At 60.1% G+C, this 15,138-nt stretch carries 16 protein-coding genes and 1 tRNA gene; 9 read left to right on the top strand and 8 right to left on the bottom strand.

The window, feature by feature from the left end:
* The first annotated feature begins 20 nt into the window (after nucleotides 1-20).
* The 4 genes from ACR0KJ_RS04400 to ACR0KJ_RS04385 are packed head-to-tail and all read left to right on the top strand — an operon-like array spanning nucleotide 21 to nucleotide 2,117.
* Nucleotides 21-653 (top strand): DNA-3-methyladenine glycosylase family protein, encoded by a 633-nt coding sequence (locus tag ACR0KJ_RS04400; RefSeq protein ID WP_480626038.1) that lies wholly within the window; start codon nucleotides 21-23, stop codon nucleotides 651-653.
* Nucleotides 650-1,315 carry an alpha/beta hydrolase gene (locus ACR0KJ_RS04395; protein ID WP_480626037.1) on the top strand — a complete coding sequence of 222 codons (666 nt, stop codon included), beginning with the start codon at nucleotides 650-652 and terminating at the stop codon, nucleotides 1,313-1,315. Before ACR0KJ_RS04400 ends, ACR0KJ_RS04395 begins: the two co-directional genes overlap by 4 nt.
* 2 nt (nucleotides 1,316-1,317) lie before the next feature.
* On the top strand, nucleotides 1,318-1,815 hold the full coding sequence (locus ACR0KJ_RS04390) for an N-acetyltransferase family protein (protein WP_480581054.1): 498 nt from the start codon (nucleotides 1,318-1,320) through the stop codon (nucleotides 1,813-1,815).
* The gene (locus ACR0KJ_RS04385) at nucleotides 1,815-2,117 is read left to right on the top strand and encodes a putative quinol monooxygenase (protein ID WP_170518777.1); all 303 of its coding nucleotides are present in this window, start codon (nucleotides 1,815-1,817) and stop codon (nucleotides 2,115-2,117) included. Before ACR0KJ_RS04390 ends, ACR0KJ_RS04385 begins: the two co-directional genes overlap by 1 nt.
* A gap of 6 nt (nucleotides 2,118-2,123) precedes the next feature.
* Here ACR0KJ_RS04385 and ACR0KJ_RS04380 read toward each other — a convergent pair whose 3' ends face one another.
* Both ACR0KJ_RS04380 and ACR0KJ_RS04375 read right to left on the bottom strand, forming a co-directional pair.
* Complete coding sequence (locus ACR0KJ_RS04380) at nucleotides 2,124-2,549, bottom strand: VOC family protein (protein WP_480626036.1); 426 nt, start codon at nucleotides 2,547-2,549, stop codon at nucleotides 2,124-2,126.
* A gap of 32 nt (nucleotides 2,550-2,581) precedes the next feature.
* Entirely contained in the window at nucleotides 2,582-3,187 is a 606-nt protein-coding gene (locus ACR0KJ_RS04375) for an rRNA large subunit pseudouridine synthase E (protein WP_480626035.1), read from the bottom strand.
* Between the two features lie 213 nt (nucleotides 3,188-3,400).
* Here ACR0KJ_RS04375 and ACR0KJ_RS04370 point away from each other — a divergent pair, with 213 nt between their 5' ends.
* Complete coding sequence (locus ACR0KJ_RS04370) at nucleotides 3,401-3,988, top strand: HNH endonuclease (protein ID WP_170450414.1); 588 nt, start codon at nucleotides 3,401-3,403, stop codon at nucleotides 3,986-3,988.
* Here ACR0KJ_RS04370 and ACR0KJ_RS04365 read toward each other — a convergent pair.
* The gene (locus ACR0KJ_RS04365; RefSeq protein WP_170450416.1) at nucleotides 3,985-4,452 is read right to left on the bottom strand and encodes a disulfide bond formation protein B; all 468 of its coding nucleotides are present in this window, start codon (nucleotides 4,450-4,452) and stop codon (nucleotides 3,985-3,987) included. The two genes, ACR0KJ_RS04370 and ACR0KJ_RS04365, sit on opposite strands and share 4 nt — an antisense overlap.
* Nucleotides 4,449-5,027 carry a YqaA family protein gene (locus ACR0KJ_RS04360; RefSeq protein WP_170621844.1) on the bottom strand — a complete coding sequence of 193 codons (579 nt, stop codon included), beginning with the start codon at nucleotides 5,025-5,027 and terminating at the stop codon, nucleotides 4,449-4,451. Before ACR0KJ_RS04360 ends, ACR0KJ_RS04365 begins: the two co-directional genes overlap by 4 nt.
* A 145-nt stretch (nucleotides 5,028-5,172) precedes the next feature.
* Here ACR0KJ_RS04360 and ACR0KJ_RS04355 point away from each other — a divergent pair.
* Nucleotides 5,173-5,258: transfer RNA gene (locus ACR0KJ_RS04355), tRNA-Leu, on the top strand.
* 5 nt (nucleotides 5,259-5,263) lie between these two features.
* On the opposite strand, the gene ACR0KJ_RS04350 is transcribed toward ACR0KJ_RS04355, so the two are convergent.
* Nucleotides 5,264-6,337 carry a Hint domain-containing protein gene (locus ACR0KJ_RS04350; protein ID WP_480626034.1) on the bottom strand — a complete coding sequence of 358 codons (1,074 nt, stop codon included), beginning with the start codon at nucleotides 6,335-6,337 and terminating at the stop codon, nucleotides 5,264-5,266.
* Nucleotides 6,338-6,677: 340 nt separating this feature from the next.
* On the opposite strand from ACR0KJ_RS04350, the gene ACR0KJ_RS04345 reads away from it, so the two are divergent.
* The 3 genes from ACR0KJ_RS04345 to ACR0KJ_RS04335 all read left to right on the top strand — a co-directional run bounded on the left by ACR0KJ_RS04345 (nucleotide 6,678) and on the right by ACR0KJ_RS04335 (nucleotide 10,789).
* Entirely contained in the window at nucleotides 6,678-7,646 is a 969-nt protein-coding gene (locus ACR0KJ_RS04345; protein ID WP_480626033.1) for a TAXI family TRAP transporter solute-binding subunit, read from the top strand.
* 102 nt (nucleotides 7,647-7,748) lie between these two features.
* Entirely contained in the window at nucleotides 7,749-10,361 is a 2,613-nt protein-coding gene (locus ACR0KJ_RS04340) for a TRAP transporter permease (protein ID WP_480626032.1), read from the top strand.
* A complete protein-coding gene (locus ACR0KJ_RS04335) occupies nucleotides 10,358-10,789 on the top strand; it encodes a universal stress protein (protein WP_170450539.1) in 432 nt (143 codons plus the stop codon). The genes ACR0KJ_RS04340 and ACR0KJ_RS04335 overlap by 4 nt, the downstream gene beginning before the upstream one ends.
* 105 nt (nucleotides 10,790-10,894) lie before the next feature.
* Here the strand turns inward: ACR0KJ_RS04335 and ACR0KJ_RS04330 are convergent, their stop codons facing one another.
* The 3 genes from ACR0KJ_RS04330 to ACR0KJ_RS04320 are packed head-to-tail and all read right to left on the bottom strand — an operon-like array spanning nucleotide 10,895 to nucleotide 14,983.
* Nucleotides 10,895-11,935 carry a lipocalin-like domain-containing protein gene (locus ACR0KJ_RS04330; RefSeq protein WP_170621841.1) on the bottom strand — a complete coding sequence of 347 codons (1,041 nt, stop codon included), beginning with the start codon at nucleotides 11,933-11,935 and terminating at the stop codon, nucleotides 10,895-10,897.
* Nucleotides 11,925-14,339 (bottom strand): FtsX-like permease family protein, encoded by a 2,415-nt coding sequence (locus ACR0KJ_RS04325; protein WP_480626031.1) that lies wholly within the window; start codon nucleotides 14,337-14,339, stop codon nucleotides 11,925-11,927. Before ACR0KJ_RS04325 ends, ACR0KJ_RS04330 begins: the two co-directional genes overlap by 11 nt.
* Nucleotides 14,336-14,983, bottom strand: a complete 648-nt coding sequence (locus ACR0KJ_RS04320; protein ID WP_170621839.1) for an ABC transporter ATP-binding protein — start codon at nucleotides 14,981-14,983, stop codon at nucleotides 14,336-14,338. Before ACR0KJ_RS04320 ends, ACR0KJ_RS04325 begins: the two co-directional genes overlap by 4 nt.
* Nucleotides 14,984-15,138 lie beyond the last annotated feature (155 nt).

Raw genomic sequence — 15,138 nt, 5'->3', positions numbered from 1 at the left:
TGTCACAAAGCAGAGATCCCATGGCCGTAGGACGCATCATTGAAACCCCCGACTGCGTGACGGAAGGGGCCGAGTGGCTGGCCAATGCGTGCCCGCGCATGGCGTATGCGATGGAGAAGACCGGCCCGTTGCCCCTGCGGCGTAAGCCCGACGGCTTTGCCCAACTGCTCAGCGCGATTGTCAGTCAGCAGGTCAGCGTGGCCTCGGCCAACGCGATCTGGAAGCGGATGCAGGACGCAAAACTGACCGGGCCGCGCAAGATCATGTGGGCTACGGAGGATGATTTGCGGGCGGTTGGGTTGAGCCGTCAGAAAATCAGGTACGCCCGTGCCCTGGCTGAGGCGCGCATTGATTACAAAGCGTTACGCGGCGTACCTGATGCAGATCTCATTGCCACGCTGACGCAGGTTCCGGGCATTGGCGTTTGGACCGCCGAGATATACGCCATGTTTTCACTGGGGCGCGCGGACGTCATCGCGCCGGGCGATCTGGCCCTTCAGGAAGCCGCGCGCGTTCTCTACGATCTGCCCAAACGCCCGACCGACAAGGAGCTTCGCCAGATGGCCGAAGCGTGGTCGCCTTGGCGCTCGGTTGCGGCCCGGGTTTTGTGGGCCTATTACCGGGTGGCCAAGAAAAGAGAAGGGATCAGATGACTCGGGTTTTGAACGCGCTCAGGAAAGAGCCGGTTTCGGGCGATATACGCTCGGTCGTCGTGTTCGTGCACGGCTATGGGGCCAACGGGGCCGATCTGCTGGGCCTTGCCGACCCGCTGGGTGAACACCTGCCGGACACGCTGTTCGTGGCCCCCGACGCGCCCGAGCAGATCCCGGGAATGCCGAACGGCTTTCAATGGTTCCCGATCCCTTGGATCGATGGCTCGTCCGAAGAAGAGGCGCGTCGTGGGATGGAAATGGCGGTCGAGGATTTCAACGCTTTCCTCGACGCGCTGATGGTAGATGAGGACGTGCTGCCCGAGCAGGTCGTTCTGTTCGGCTTCAGCCAGGGCACGATGATGAGCCTGCATGTGGCCCCCCGCCGCGAAGACCCGGTTGCCGGGATCGTGGCGTTTTCGGGCCGGTTGCTGGAGCCTGAACTGCTGGCCGACGAAACCGTTAGCCGAATGCCCATCCTGCTGGTCCATGGCGATGCCGACGATGTGGTCCCGCCGCAATCGCTGCCCGAAGCCGCCGAGGCGTTGCAGGCTGCTGATTTCAAAGAAATCTATGCTCATGTGATGAAGGGCACGGGCCATGGTATCGCACCCGATGGCCTAAGCGTCGCTTTGGCCTTCATGCGCGACAAGCTGAGCCTGTAGCGATGATCGCCATCCGCCCGATGATGCCCGAGGATGTGGCCGAGGCCTGCCGCATCCTCAACCACATCATCGCGGCGGGTGGCACGACCGCATTTGAAATCCCGTTTTCAGAGGCATTGTTCGCGCAAAGCTATCTGAATGGTGCTGATAAGATCTGTTGCCATGTTGCCTTGGACGACCAGGGCGCGGTTGCCGGGTTTCAGTGGTTGGGCACCTATGACGCGTTGCCCGATGAGTGCGCCGATATCGCAACCTTCACCCGCCGCAACCCGGTGCTGCGCGGCGCGGGCCGGGCCTTGTTTGACGAGACGGAGAAGACGGCCTGCGCGCTGGGGTTTTCTGCGATCAACGCCACGATCCGGGCGGATAACCTTCTTGGCCTAAGGTATTACGAAAAAATGGGTTTCCGGGACTACTCGGTCGCGTATGGCGTTCCGCTGCGCGACGGCACCCCGGTCAATCGAATCTCGAAACGTTATGATCTGAGGAAGGGAGCGTAGTGCTGGTTGTCACAGGAATTGTCGAAGTGAACGAGGCCGGGGTTGAACAGGCCCGCGAGGCCGCTCAGGCGATGGTTGCGGAAACCGTGAAAGAGCCCGGCTGTCTGGTCTATGAATTCAGTCAGGTGCTGGGACATCCCAACCGCTTCCGTGTCTATGAGGAATGGCAGGATCAGGCTGCGTTAGAGGCGCATTTTGCGACACCGCATATGGCCGTGTTCCGCGCGGCCTTGGGTGAGGTTGGCCTGACCTCTCGCGAACTCTACACGATCACGGGTGGGCAGAAGCAGCCGCTTGGTTAGTCGGGTTCAACCCCACAAGTGACCTTCGGCAAATTCGACGGAATTGCCAGCCGGGTCTCGGACATAGAGTGATCTTGCACCGCTGGGCCAGTCGAACTCGGCATCGATGGGGACGTTCCAGTCCAACAGGTGCTTGCGCATGGCGGAGATTTCATCGCGGGTCAGCACAAGGCAGACATGCCCCGGACCCCGTGCGCCATGCGGCGGAACGGGCAGGTCCGGGTTCAGGGGCGGTTGTTCGGTCTGATCCGGGTTGAACAGCAACAGGACGGACCCGCCGACGCGGTAGAACACATGCCGGTCGGTGATCCGCTGAATGCGCTCCAGCCCCAGAACCTCACCATAAAACTGTTCTGCCGCGTCCAGATCGTCGACATAAAGCGCGGCCTCCAGAATGGCCGATGGGGCAGGTATGTCCGGCGTGAGTTTCATACCCGTATTTTAGCAGAGATGAGCCGCCCGTGTCACCGCCGCGTGCGGCGGTCGCGTTTGCGCTGCGGGGCCGAGTTGAGGTCGGGCAGGGGCAGGCTGTCCCATTGGCCGGGCTCCAGATCATCCAGCGTCCAGTCGCCGATGCGATAGCGTATCAGGCGCAAGGTCGGCAGCCCAACCGCCGCCGTCATCCGGCGCACCTGCCGGTTCTTGCCTTCGCGGATCGTCAGTTCGATCCAACTGTCCGGCACGGACTTGCGTTCGCGGATCGGTGGCGTGCGGGGCCAAAGGCCATCCGGCTCGTCCATCTCACGCGCTTTGGCAGGGCGGGTCAGGCCGTCTTTCAATTCGACCCCATCGCGCAGCGCCTTCAGTGCGGCTGCATCGGGCTCGCCTTCGACCTGAACCCAATAGGTCTTGGCCATCTTGTGCTTGGGGTCCGAGATCTGCGCCTGAAGCCGCCCATGATCGGTCAACAGCATCAACCCCTCGCTGTCCCGATCCAGCCGCCCTGCCGGGTAGACCCCCGGCAGATCGATGAAATCGGACAGTGTTCGACGTGGCGACTCGGCGCTGCCGCGATCGGTGAACTGCGGCAGCACGTCAAAAGGTTTGTTGAATCGAATGAACCACGACATGCCTCCGCCATAGCCTGCAAAACATGCTGTGTGCAACCTGTGGATAACTGTCATGTGCCTGTTACGGAACAGGCTTACCCAGTCTTCGAGATATTGTGGAAACTCAGGGCTTGTCAGAGATTTACCACGATATATAGTTATCTTAAGGCCGGGGCGGGTGCTCCCCGCTCTGGTGTCACAAACGGGCAGCTGAGAGCGAGGAGCGATTCTGTTATGGACGGAGACTTCAGGACCGAATTTGTAAGAGAGCCGGGGACGCTCAAGCATCACCCGGCGCTGGTTTTGAATGCCGATTACCGCCCCTTGTCCTATTACCCGCTGTCGCTGTGGCCCTGGCAAGAGGCGATCAAGGCTGCCTGGCTGGACAGGGTGGACATCGTGGCCGAATACGATGAAGTCGTCCGAAGCCCCAGCACCGAGATCCGAATACCCTCGGTCGTTGTTTTGAAGGACTATGTAAAACCCAGAAAGCGCGTGGCCTTCACGCGCTTTAATTTATTTCTGAGGGATGAGTTCCGCTGTCAGTATTGCGGCAGTCGCGACAACCTGACCTTTGACCATGTGGTGCCGCGCGCCGCGGGTGGGGTGACAAGCTGGCAGAATGTGGTGGCGGCGTGCAGTCCGTGCAACCTGCGCAAAGGGTCCAAATCACTGCGTCAGGCGGGCATGACCCTGCGCAAACCGCCGCGTCAGCCCGATGCCGAAGCGCTGCGCAATATCGGGCGAAAGTTTCCGCCGAACCACCTGCACGAAAGCTGGATCGATTTCCTGTACTGGGATGCCGAACTGGACGAGATCTAAGCCTTCGCGCGCCAGGCGGCGAGCCAGAACAGAACCAGCACCGCCGAGATTACCGCGTTCCAACCGGCCATGGACAGGCCCAGCATCTGCCATGGGATCTCATCACAGCGCACCAGCGGGGCGGACATGATCTGATCCATCAGCTCTTGCGCCGATAGCCCCCCAATATCGCCCGAGGTGCAGCTGGTCGGGCCTTCCCACCAGCCTTGCTCGACGCCCGCATGAAAAAGACCGATGGCAGCGGTTGTCAGCGCGGCCAGGGCACCGGCCAGGGGCAGCAAGCGAACAGTTGGCAGGGCCAACGCCAATGCGCCGATCACAATGGCGACGCTGTGGGGGTAGCGCTGCCAGATGCACATTTTGCACGGTGCCAACCCACCGACATACTGAAAGGCCCAGGCCCCCAGCAACAGGGCGGCTGATCCGCCAGCCGCCAGCACCACATAGGTTGCGCGTTTCGTCATAGGTATCGCACCGCAAGAAAGCCGCCGAACAGCAGGATGATGAACAGCGTGAACATCAGGCCCAGACGCTTTTCAATGAAGTCCCGGATCGGCTCGCCAAATTTCCAAAGAAGGCCCGCCACAAGGAAGAACCGCAGCGCGCGCGCCAGAATTGAGGTCGCGACGAAGGTTCCAAGCGGCATGCCCGTCCAGCCCGACATAATGGTGATGACCTTGTAAGGGAAGGGCGTCACCCCCGCCGCCAGCACAGCCCAGAAGCCGAAATCGTTGAAGCGGGTGTTGAACTCTTCCATTGCGTGGGCTTTGCCCATCGCCTCCAGAATGGGCTGCCCGATGCTTTCATAGGCAAAGGCTCCGATCGCATAGCCCAGCAGACCGCCCAAAACCGAGGCCACCAGAGCAACGCCGGCTATCAGCCAGGCGCGCGAGGGGCGTGCCAGAATCATCGGGATCATAAGCACATCAGGCGGGATCGGAAAAAATGAGCTTTCGACAAAGGCAACAATCGCCAGCGCCCAAAGCGCCCGAGGATGTTCGGCCAGTCGAATGGTCCAGTCGTAAAGCGATCGTAACATGGTTTACTCAGATCCCGGTCTTTGACCGTGCCAGCCAAATCACGCACCCGTGGACCCGTCAACCGCTGGGGTGCAAACAATCGCTACGAAGGTTGATTTTTGCCTCTGGACCTTCCCCGCTCTGGGCGCTAATCCAGTGTCCGTGGCCCAAGTGGCGGAATGGTAGACGCAGGGGATTCAAAATCCCCCGCCTTCACGGGCGTGAGAGTTCGAGTCTCTCCTTGGGCACCACATTGCTACCCCTGATACATGCTGAGAAACGGTTTGTTGTTCTTCATGTGGCGGCTGATCAGTGTTTTTTGCTGTTTGCCGTTTGGAACAATGCAGGCGGGTTCAACCTGTGTCGTTGCGCAGTCCAACTCGGGAAACAAAGTCAGTATTTCTTCGCGCATGGCGGCAGGGAACATTTTCAGGGCTTCGGGGCCTGTGAACAGGCTTTCGGTTGGTGCGCCATCGGCAAAAATCACCTCGTGAGAGTCAAACAAGATGTGGAAATACTCGACATCGGTGACACTGTTGTCCACGTAGATGCCGGGCCATTCGGTCATCTTTACGGCGGCAATCAGGGCTTCGGTTTGACCGAACATCCGTTGGGCGATTTGTGACGATACCAGCATTCGATGCTGGCGTGAAACCAGCAGGTCCCGGTTTGGTAAACCATTACCCAATGCGCCCTGAGTGATGCGAACCGGCCGGAGCTTCGGGTTTCGGGACAAGGCGCTTGCATCCAGCTTGCAAGACCCGATCCAACGGATGGGCTTGGCACCGTTTCGGGTTTCGACCAGATCACCTTCTTTGAGCATTTCTACCGGAATCAGCCCACCCGGTGTGGCGATCCCTGCGCCGCGCGTCAGGCACACAGCCCCTTCAATGTCGTCATATTGAGGCGAGTTGCCGGGGATCGTGTTCGACACGGTGATCGTATAAACAACACCCGGGTCAAGAGGTTCGGACGGCAGATACCCGGCAAGTATCCCAGCACCAGCGGTAGAGTTCGGGTTCGAGTCGACTTCGATCTGATACAGCGTGATGGTGCTGCCATCGGGGGCCGTCAGGGTAAATTGCTGTTCTGAATATACCGTAGTTGTCGGACCACCCAAAACCGTGCCGTCCGCAAAAGTGGCGGTTCCGAACTGGTTGGTGTCGTTGCCGTCTTCGTTGCGAAACAGATCTCCATCCAGCACGTCATCGTCATCGTCAACGACCAGAATGACATCGTTGCTGCCATCATAACCCCCAACCAACGAGACCGTATTGCCGGAAAACACCAGATCGGTACTCAGGTAGAGTTCATAGGTGGTGATCGGCATATTTCAGATGCTCGGTAAAATAGTAATCACAAACTTTTGATCACGTTAGATCAACGTTCCAGCCTGTCAAGTCAGGGTCCCGCCACCTAAAGGCCGGTTCGTTTCCCACGGGGAAAGTTCCAAAAGACGCGTCACATCTGAGCGAATGAGCGAAGTATCGACAAGGCGCACTTGACAACTTGCGTCTCGGAATGAAACCTCGAAATTGTTGGGAGACATTGGAAAAATTCAAAAGTTGCACGGGTTGCATGACGAACTGATCTGACGTATCGGCGCGTCCCTCGCATTCGCGGGGCTTTTGTTCTTTCCCGCTCACACAATAAAAAATGGGAGTTCTTACATGAAAAACAGCAGCAAGCTTAGCGTCGGCGCATTTGTCACCGCGGCGATGATGGCACCGGCAGCCTATGCCGAAGAGTTCATCACAATCGGTACCGGCGGCGTGACCGGAGTTTACTATCCGACCGGTGGCGCGATCTGCCGTCTGGTGAACAAGGGCCGCAAGGAACATGGCGTGCGCTGCTCGGTCGAATCGACCGGTGGATCGGTCTACAACATCAACACCATCCGCGAGGGCGAGCTGGAGTTCGGTGTGGCGCAGTCCGACTGGCAGTACCATGCCTATAACGGCTCTTCGAAATTCGAAGAGGCTGGTCCGTTCGAAAACCTGCGCGCCGTCTTCTCGGTTCACCCCGAGCCGTTCACCGTTGTGGCCCGTGCCGATGCCGGCATCACCAACTTCGAGGACCTGAAAGGCAAGCGCGTCAATATCGGCAACCCCGGTTCCGGTCAGCGCGGCACCATGGAAGTCCTGTTGGGCGAAATGGGCTGGACCACCGATGATTTCGAACTGGCGACCGAACTGAAGGCGGCTGAACAGTCGGCGGCCCTTTGCGACAACCAGATCGATGCGATGGTCTATACAGTCGGCCACCCCTCGGGTTCGATTCAGGAAGCAACCACAGCCTGCGATTCCGTTCTGGTGAATGTCAGCGGTGACGCGGTCAGCAAGCTGGTCGACGACAACTCGTTCTACCGGACCGCGACCATCCCGGGTGGTATGTATCGCGGATCGGACGGTGACACCGCAACCTTTGGTGTCGGCGCAACCTTCGTGACCTCGGCGGATGTGTCGGAAGACGCGGTTTATGCGGTTGTCAGCTCGGTCTTCGAGAACTTCGACGACTTCAAAAAGCTGCACCCGGCATTTGCCAACCTCAAGCCCGAAGAGATGATCGCGGACGGCCTGTCGGCCCCGCTGCATCCGGGTGCAGAGAAGTACTACAAAGAAAAAGGCTGGATTCAGTAATCCGGACCCAAAGCAGGGTGCCCACGGGCGCCCTGCCACCCAAACCCGTAGCAAACGGGTGATTCAGAAGGCCGCAAAAGGCCGCGACGGGGAGACATTTGCATGAGTTCCGACACACAATCCAATCGTCCGCTATCCGAAGAAGAGCTACAGGAATTAGTTGCTTCCTCCGATGCGGGTGGGCGCAACCCGGTCGGTAATGTCGGGATATTCCTGGCCATTGTGGCAGCGATCTGGTCGATCTTTCAGGTGGTTCTGGCCTCGCCGCTGGCGAATTACATATTGCCCGGCAGTATCGTGAACAATTCGCGGCAGTTCCATCTGGCCTTTGCCATGTTTCTGGCCTTTGCGGCCTATCCGGCGCTGAAGTCCAGCCCTCGGAACTATATTCCGGTTCAGGACTGGATCATGGGCCTGCTGGGCGCGTTTGTCGCGCTGTACGGCTATTTCTTCTACCAAAAAATCGTCGATGCGGGCGGTTTGGCCGATGACACGGACAAATGGGTCGCTCTGGGCGGTCTGCTGTTGCTGTTCGAGGCCGCACGCCGCGCGCTTGGTCCCGCAATGGCGATCATCGCGACGATCTTTCTGGCCTACGTGTTCTTCGGCTCGTCCGAATGGGTGCCCGAGGTTATCCGCTGGAAGGGTGCCAGCCTGAAAAAGGCGATGAGCCATATGTGGATCACGTCCGAGGGCGTGTTTGGCATCGCGCTTGGGGTTTCGACCAAATTCGTGTTCCTGTTCGTGCTGTTCGGCGCGTTGCTGGATAAGGCCGGGGCAGGGAACTACTTTATCAAAATGGCCTTTGGCGCGCTCGGCCACCTGCGCGGTGGTCCGGCCAAAGCAGCGGTTGTTGGTTCGGCAGCGACCGGTCTGATCTCGGGCTCGTCGATCGCCAACGTTGTCACCACTGGTACATTTACCATCCCGCTGATGAAGCGCGTTGGGTTCAGCAGCGAACAGGCCGGGTCGGTCGAGGTGGCCTCATCCGTGAACGGTCAGATCATGCCACCCGTAATGGGTGCTGCGGCCTTCCTGATGGTGGAATATGTGGGCATCTCGTATGTCGAGGTGATCACCCACGCCTTCCTGCCTGCGGCGATCTCCTACATCGCACTGGTCTATATCGTGCATCTTGAGGCCGTGAAGCGGAACATGCCTACGCTGGGCGACCGTGACGTGCATCTGGCGCGGACCGTTGTGGGGATGTTGTCTTTCTTCATCGTCTTTGCGGGGCTCTGCTATGGCTCGCAATTCCCGGTCGATGCAGTGACCGCATGGGTGCCGTCGGCGGCCGGTCTGGTGCTCAGCCTGATTGTCTGTGCGGTCTATGTCGCGCTATTGTATCTGGCCGCTCAGGTGCCAGATCTTGAACCGGATGATCCGAACGCCAAAGAGGTGCAACTGCCCGTCGTCGCAGACATCTACAAGGCCGGTCTGCACTACCTTCTGCCGATCATCGTGCTGGTCTATTTCCTGATGATCGAGCAGAAATCGCCGGGCCTGTCAGCCTTCTGGGCGACTGCTTTGCTGTTCGTGATCCTGCTGACGCAGAAGCCGCTCAAGGCGATCTTCCGCGGTGAAAGCAATGTGTACAATCGCTTTATCGATGGTGTTGCCGATCTGTGGCAGGGCCTGATCGATGGTGCGCGCAACATGATCGGGATCGCCTTGGCCACGGCCACGGCGGGCGTGATCGTGGGCACCGTGACCCTGACTGGCGTGGGCCAAGTGATGGCCGATCTGGTCGAGTTCCTGTCGGGCGGCAACCTGATCCTGATGCTGATCATGGTCGGTATCCTCAGCCTGATCCTGGGCATGGGCCTGCCGACCACGGCGAACTATATCGTTGTCAGTTCGCTAATGGCCGGTGTGGTTGTGGAACTGGGCGCGCAAAGCGGGCTGATCGTGCCGCTGATCGCGGTGCACCTGTTCGTGTTCTACTTTGGGATCATGGCGGATGTGACGCCTCCGGTCGGGTTGGCCAGTTTCGCGGCGGCTGCCGTGTCCGGTGGTGATGCGATCAAGACCGGTTTCACAGCGTTTTTCTACAGCTTGCGCACCGTGGCGCTGCCGTTTGTGTTCATCTTCAACACCGACTTGCTGCTGATCGATGTGACATGGGTCGAAGGCATAATCGTCGCCATCTTCGCGACCATCGCCATTCTGGTATTCACCGCCGGAACCATGGGCTATTTTCTGACTCACAGCCGGATTTACGAAAGCGTTGCGCTGATCTTTGTCGCCTTTGCGCTGTTCCGACCGGATTTCTTCATGGACCGGATCTCACCTCCTTTCCAGTCGGTGGAACCTGCCGCGTTTGAAGAAACGATCGGGCAGACGCCACCAGGGTCCGAGGTGCGACTGGTCGTGTCCGGCCCCGATTTCGACACGTTGGAGATGGTCGACACGACGGTCGTCGTCACTGTGGGTGAAGAAGAGGGCGGAGCGGCCCGGGTCGAGGCGATGGGTCTGCTGCTGATCCCCGAAGACGGGCTGATCAAACTGGAAGAGCCGCTGTTTGGCGCGCCGGTCGCGGATGAGCTTGGCATCTTCGACTATTACGGGGATGAGGCCGTGCGCTTGACCTCGGTCAGCCTGCCGTCCAGCCAACCGCCCAAGCAATTGATCTACCTTCCGGCGATGCTCTTGCTGGGTCTGATCGCCTTCCTGCAACGTGGCCGTGCCGCCAGACAAGAAGAGGTGCCCGCATGACAAAGTCAGTTCTTTGCGCCGTCGATATCAGTAACGGAGATCTGGACAGCCCGGTCCTGAAACAGGCCGCAGCGTTGGCGGATTTGGATGGGGCCCAGTTGGATGTGGTGACAGTTCTGCCCGATTTCGGGGAAAGCTGGGTGTCGGGCTTTTTCGAGCCCGACTTCCACGACAAGGCATTGGAAGAGGCCCATAACAAACTGACCGCGCTGTGCGTCTCGGCGTTGGGCTCGGACCGCAATGCCTCGATCCGTCATGTGGTTGCAACTGGTACGGCCTATCAGGAAATCCTGAAAACCGCCGACAGCGCCGGGTCGGACCTGATCGTGATAGGGGCGCACAAGCCGGATTTCAAGGATTACCTGCTGGGCCCCAACGCTGCGCGCGTAGTGCGGCACGCGGCGGTTTCGGTCTACGTCGTCCGCTGATCCAGAGTGTGCGACCTTTGAGCTGAAGTATCATGCGACAGGAATAGCCCGAGAGCGCCGTAGGCGTGGCAGGGTATTCCTGTCTCAGAATTAAGGTCGCACGCTTTAATACCCGGTCATCTCAAGGTAGCCGCGCCCTGCGTGGCTGCCTGAGACCGTGACAGGGCCTTCCCAATATTCAAATCGCGTCGTCATCCAGGCGTCAGGGATCAGGGCCGAAACCTCGACGTTTATGTCGCGGTCAGGCAGGGTGACGTTCCATCGAATTGGCACATCCCGACCCGCAACGCGTGCGGTTTCAAGTGGTGTGAACTGGGCCGATCCATCAGGCAGTGTCTGGCTGCTGCCATCCGCATTGATCCACGTGGCCGCCGTGAAATCACCCCGTGCTCCGCGCAGGCGAAACGCCATCAGCTTGTCACCATCATCGAAGCTGAGCGAGAACCAGTCCCACCCGCTTTGATCCTCGGCCAAGGGCTGCGACGACCACTCGCGATCCAGCCAGGCATGACCGGTGACGGCGATGTCTCCGTCCGGCAAATGCAGGGTGCCTTCGATGGCGTAGAAGGGTTGGGAGTAGTAATAGCTCGCCTGACCGTCTGCGGATTTCACGGAATATCCGCCGTCTCCGTGAAAGACCAACGGACCTTGAGCGTTCAGGGACAGGGTATAGCCGAAATCCGCTCCATTCGCGGTCAGCGACAGCGAGTCGAAATCCGGCCCGCTCATGCGCCATTCGTCGATCCATGCGGCAAAGGGTTGGGCCGACACTCCGGCCTGACCGATGCCACCGCGGGACAGGCGTTCGGCGAAGTAATGGCGCTCGGGCGTGGTGATTGCTGCGTGACCCATCCAGATTTGCGGGCTTTGCCAGCCGTCGGTGTCAAAGGGCTTTAGGGCAGATCGGAACAGCGTCCACTGAATGCCATAGTCGCGCCCGTCTTCCCCCTTCAGGTTGGCCGTCAGGTACCACCATTCGATGCGATAGCTGGGATGCGCGCCGTGATCTTTGGGAAAGACGAACTGAACGTCTGGTTGAGGCACGTCGAACCCATCTGCCGAGCCACCCAGACCCGCATAGCCCTGCGCCAACGCGGAAACCGGCAGGCAGAAGAGGAGGGCCAGGATTAAGGCTCTAACGTTCATTGGCAAAAACCCTCAGTAAGTTTGCCGGTGGCAGGCGTAACAGGCGCAGTGCGGGCAGGGCGGCTGCGATCAAGGCAGCCAGCAGCGTGAGTGCGAATAAATACAGCCAATCCCATGGGAACAGGTACATCGGCAGGCGCCAGCCGAATGCCTGTACATTAATGACAGCAAGCAGGACCCAGGCCAGAACCAGCCCCAGCGGCAGCGCAAGACAGGCCGTCAACGCCGCCAGTAGAACACTGCGCAACAGCTCGAATTTCGCCAGTTCTGCGCGATTCAGACCCAAGGCCCAAACCGGCGCGATCTGAGGCAGGCGCTGGGTCCATAGGGTCAGAAGGCTGGTTAAAATGGCGAACCCGGCGACCCCAAGTGTCAGGATGTTGAGTGCGGAGGTCACGACAAAGGTCTTCTCAAAAATCGTCCGCGATTGCGCCTTCATCGCGGCCTGCTGCACCACGTTTCGGGGCGGCAGATCGAAACGCGCGCGTAGGGATTGCGCCATCTCAGTCGCTGCGCCCGGGTCCATACGTATACCAAAGCGTCTTGCGTCTGTCCCCGGCGCGATCTGATCCAGTTTGGTCATGGACACAATCGCCTGACCGGTGGGGTTGCCATAGTCGGAATAGACGCCCGCGATTGGCATTTGATGGTCCGGCGCGATCGTCAAAACATCCCCCGGCCAAAGCTGCGCGCGGCGGGCCAGTTGCTCGTTGATCAAAATGGCCTCACCCGCCATCACCCTGTTCCAATCGCCATTGGATCGGGCAATCAATGGCCAGTTATCCCGGTAGACCGGATCGTCTACGACCCCATACAAGAACAAAGGCTCGGTGGTGTGAGGCAACTCGACACTGCGGATCGGCAGGAGTGCATTGACCTGAGGGGCCAGCCATTCGGCCATCTCGCTGGCTTGCTGGTCGTCCTTGGCGGTTACATAAATTTCGGCGGTCAGGCGTTGATCGAGCCATCCGATGAAGGTCAGCCGGAAGCTGGAGACCATGGTGCCAACGCCGATATTTGCAGCCAGCGCCAGCAGCAGGGCCATCAGTGCCAGAGAAAGCCCCGGCAATTGCGCCCGCATATCGGCCCAGATCCATTGCGATACAGGGCCGCGCGCTTGTTTAGCACCTACCGATAGGGCGAAGGACAGAAGCAGTGGCAGCAACAGGGCGGCCCCGGTCAACAATCCGGCGAGCAAGACAAACCCGGCAAGCAGGCCACCGAGGCTGGTATAGAAAAGAGTACCGCCGACAATCAGACACACACCGATGATCCCAGCCAATCGGTGTGTCTGTCCCGAGCCGCTCCAGGCCTGCACGCCGGGCCCTTCAAGCAGTGGCATCCGGGCCAAGCGCCACAACGCATGACCGCTGGCCCCCAAGGTGCCCAGCAGCGCCATGGCCAGCCCCGCAAGCGCCCATTCGGGTTGCAGGGTCAACTGTCCCGTCACAGGTGCGCCGTATAGCCCGCGCAATGTTGCGGCCACGTCGGGCAGCAGCGCGCCTGCCAGAAAGAATCCCAGGATCAGCCCCAGTGCGCCGCCGATACAGGCCAGCAGGGTCAACTCGGCCAGGATCAGCCAGACCAGCCGCCGCATCGAAACACCCAGGGCGCGCAACGTTCGGATCACCCCGCGCCGTTGGGCAAAAGCCAGCCCGACCGTGCCATTTACGATGAACAGGCCGACAGCGAAGGACAGCAGTCCAAAGGCGGTCAGGTTCAGGTGGAAGCTGTCGGTCAGTTGCGCGGTATCGACCTGCGAATCCGGGCTGATCTGTTGCAGTTCCGGTGCGACATCCGACAGTGGCAACCGCCCGCGCGGCTGGTTTGGCAGAACGACAAGGCGCGAGATCGTACTGGGTTGACCCAGCAGAGTCTCGGCCACGCCAATGTCGGTCAGAATGACATCCGGGGGCAGGGACCGGGACAGCAGAATGGGCGGCAGATCGCTCACCGGTTCCAGAACAGGTGCAAGATCGGGATGCACTATGAGACGCCCAGGAGCGGTCAATATATCCGCTGGGTTGGGTGGGTCGGCGCCCTGTTCGGTCTCGGTCACGGCGGGCAGGGCCGGGTAGGCCACCATATCCACGCCCATCAGGCGTATTGTCCGCCCCCCGACACGGAAAGTACCCTCGAGCACAGCTGCAACCTGCCAACCGGCCTGACGCAGTTGGGCATAACGCGCAACGGGGATGGGACCTGTGGGATCGCGCAGTTCATCGAACTGACCAAGTGCCAGTTGTGCGTTTGCGCGGGCATAGCTGGCGCGCGCTTCGGCATTGATCGCCTGCACCGCAGACCACAGACCGGTGGCCAAGGCGATCCCGATCAGCAATGTCGCAAGTTGCAGCCAGTGCGCGCGCCAATGGGACAGCAACGCTTGTATGACCGGTCGCGTCATTGGATCCGGCCACCGGCCAGATGCACGCGCCGTTCTAGCCGCGCAGCAATTTCGGCGGAATGGGTGACCAGCAGCAGCGCCGCGCCTGTATCCGCGACAAGCGACAGCATCAGGTCCAACACAGTGGCGCTGGCGGTTTCATCCAGATTGCCCGTGGGTTCATCTGCCAGCAACAGTTTCGGGCGCGCACCCATGGCACGGCCAATGGCGACCCGTTGTTGTTGCCCGCCGGACAGGTTCTCGGGGAAGCGATCCAGAAGATCGGACAATCCCAACCTGTCCGCCAGATGGGCGCTCCAGTCGGGATCATGGCACCCGGCCAGCCGGGCGTGGAACGAGAGGTTCTGTGCAACCGTCAGCGACGGGATCAGGTTAAACTGCTGAAACACCAACGAAACATGACGGCGGCGCAGGTCGGCCCGTCCAGCATCATCCAGCGAGGACAGGCGCGCTCCGTTCAGCGTGATCTCGCCCCCGTCGAACCGATCCAAAGCGGCTGCGAGGTTCAGCAGAGTGGATTTGCCGCTGCCGCTTTCTCCGGTCAGCGCCAGCGTCTGCCCCTGATCCAGTTCCAGCGACACGTCGCGCAGCACCGGCCGCCCGCCGGGATAGGATTTCTGCACCTTGTCTATTGTCAACAGCATCGACCGACCCACTTTTTCCCAGCAGGATGTGCAACAGTTTTGACCTATGTCCAGTGCAGACCGACCCCCGGTGCGTTTCGCCGCAGGGGCAAAATCCGCCAACCGGGCTTGTGCCAAGGCGCGGCACGGGCCATTCTGGCTGACAGAGTCATGGC

The sequence above is a fragment of the Ruegeria sp. AD6 genome (assembly GCF_056542325.1).
This window is presented reverse-complemented; position numbering and strand designations above follow the sequence as displayed.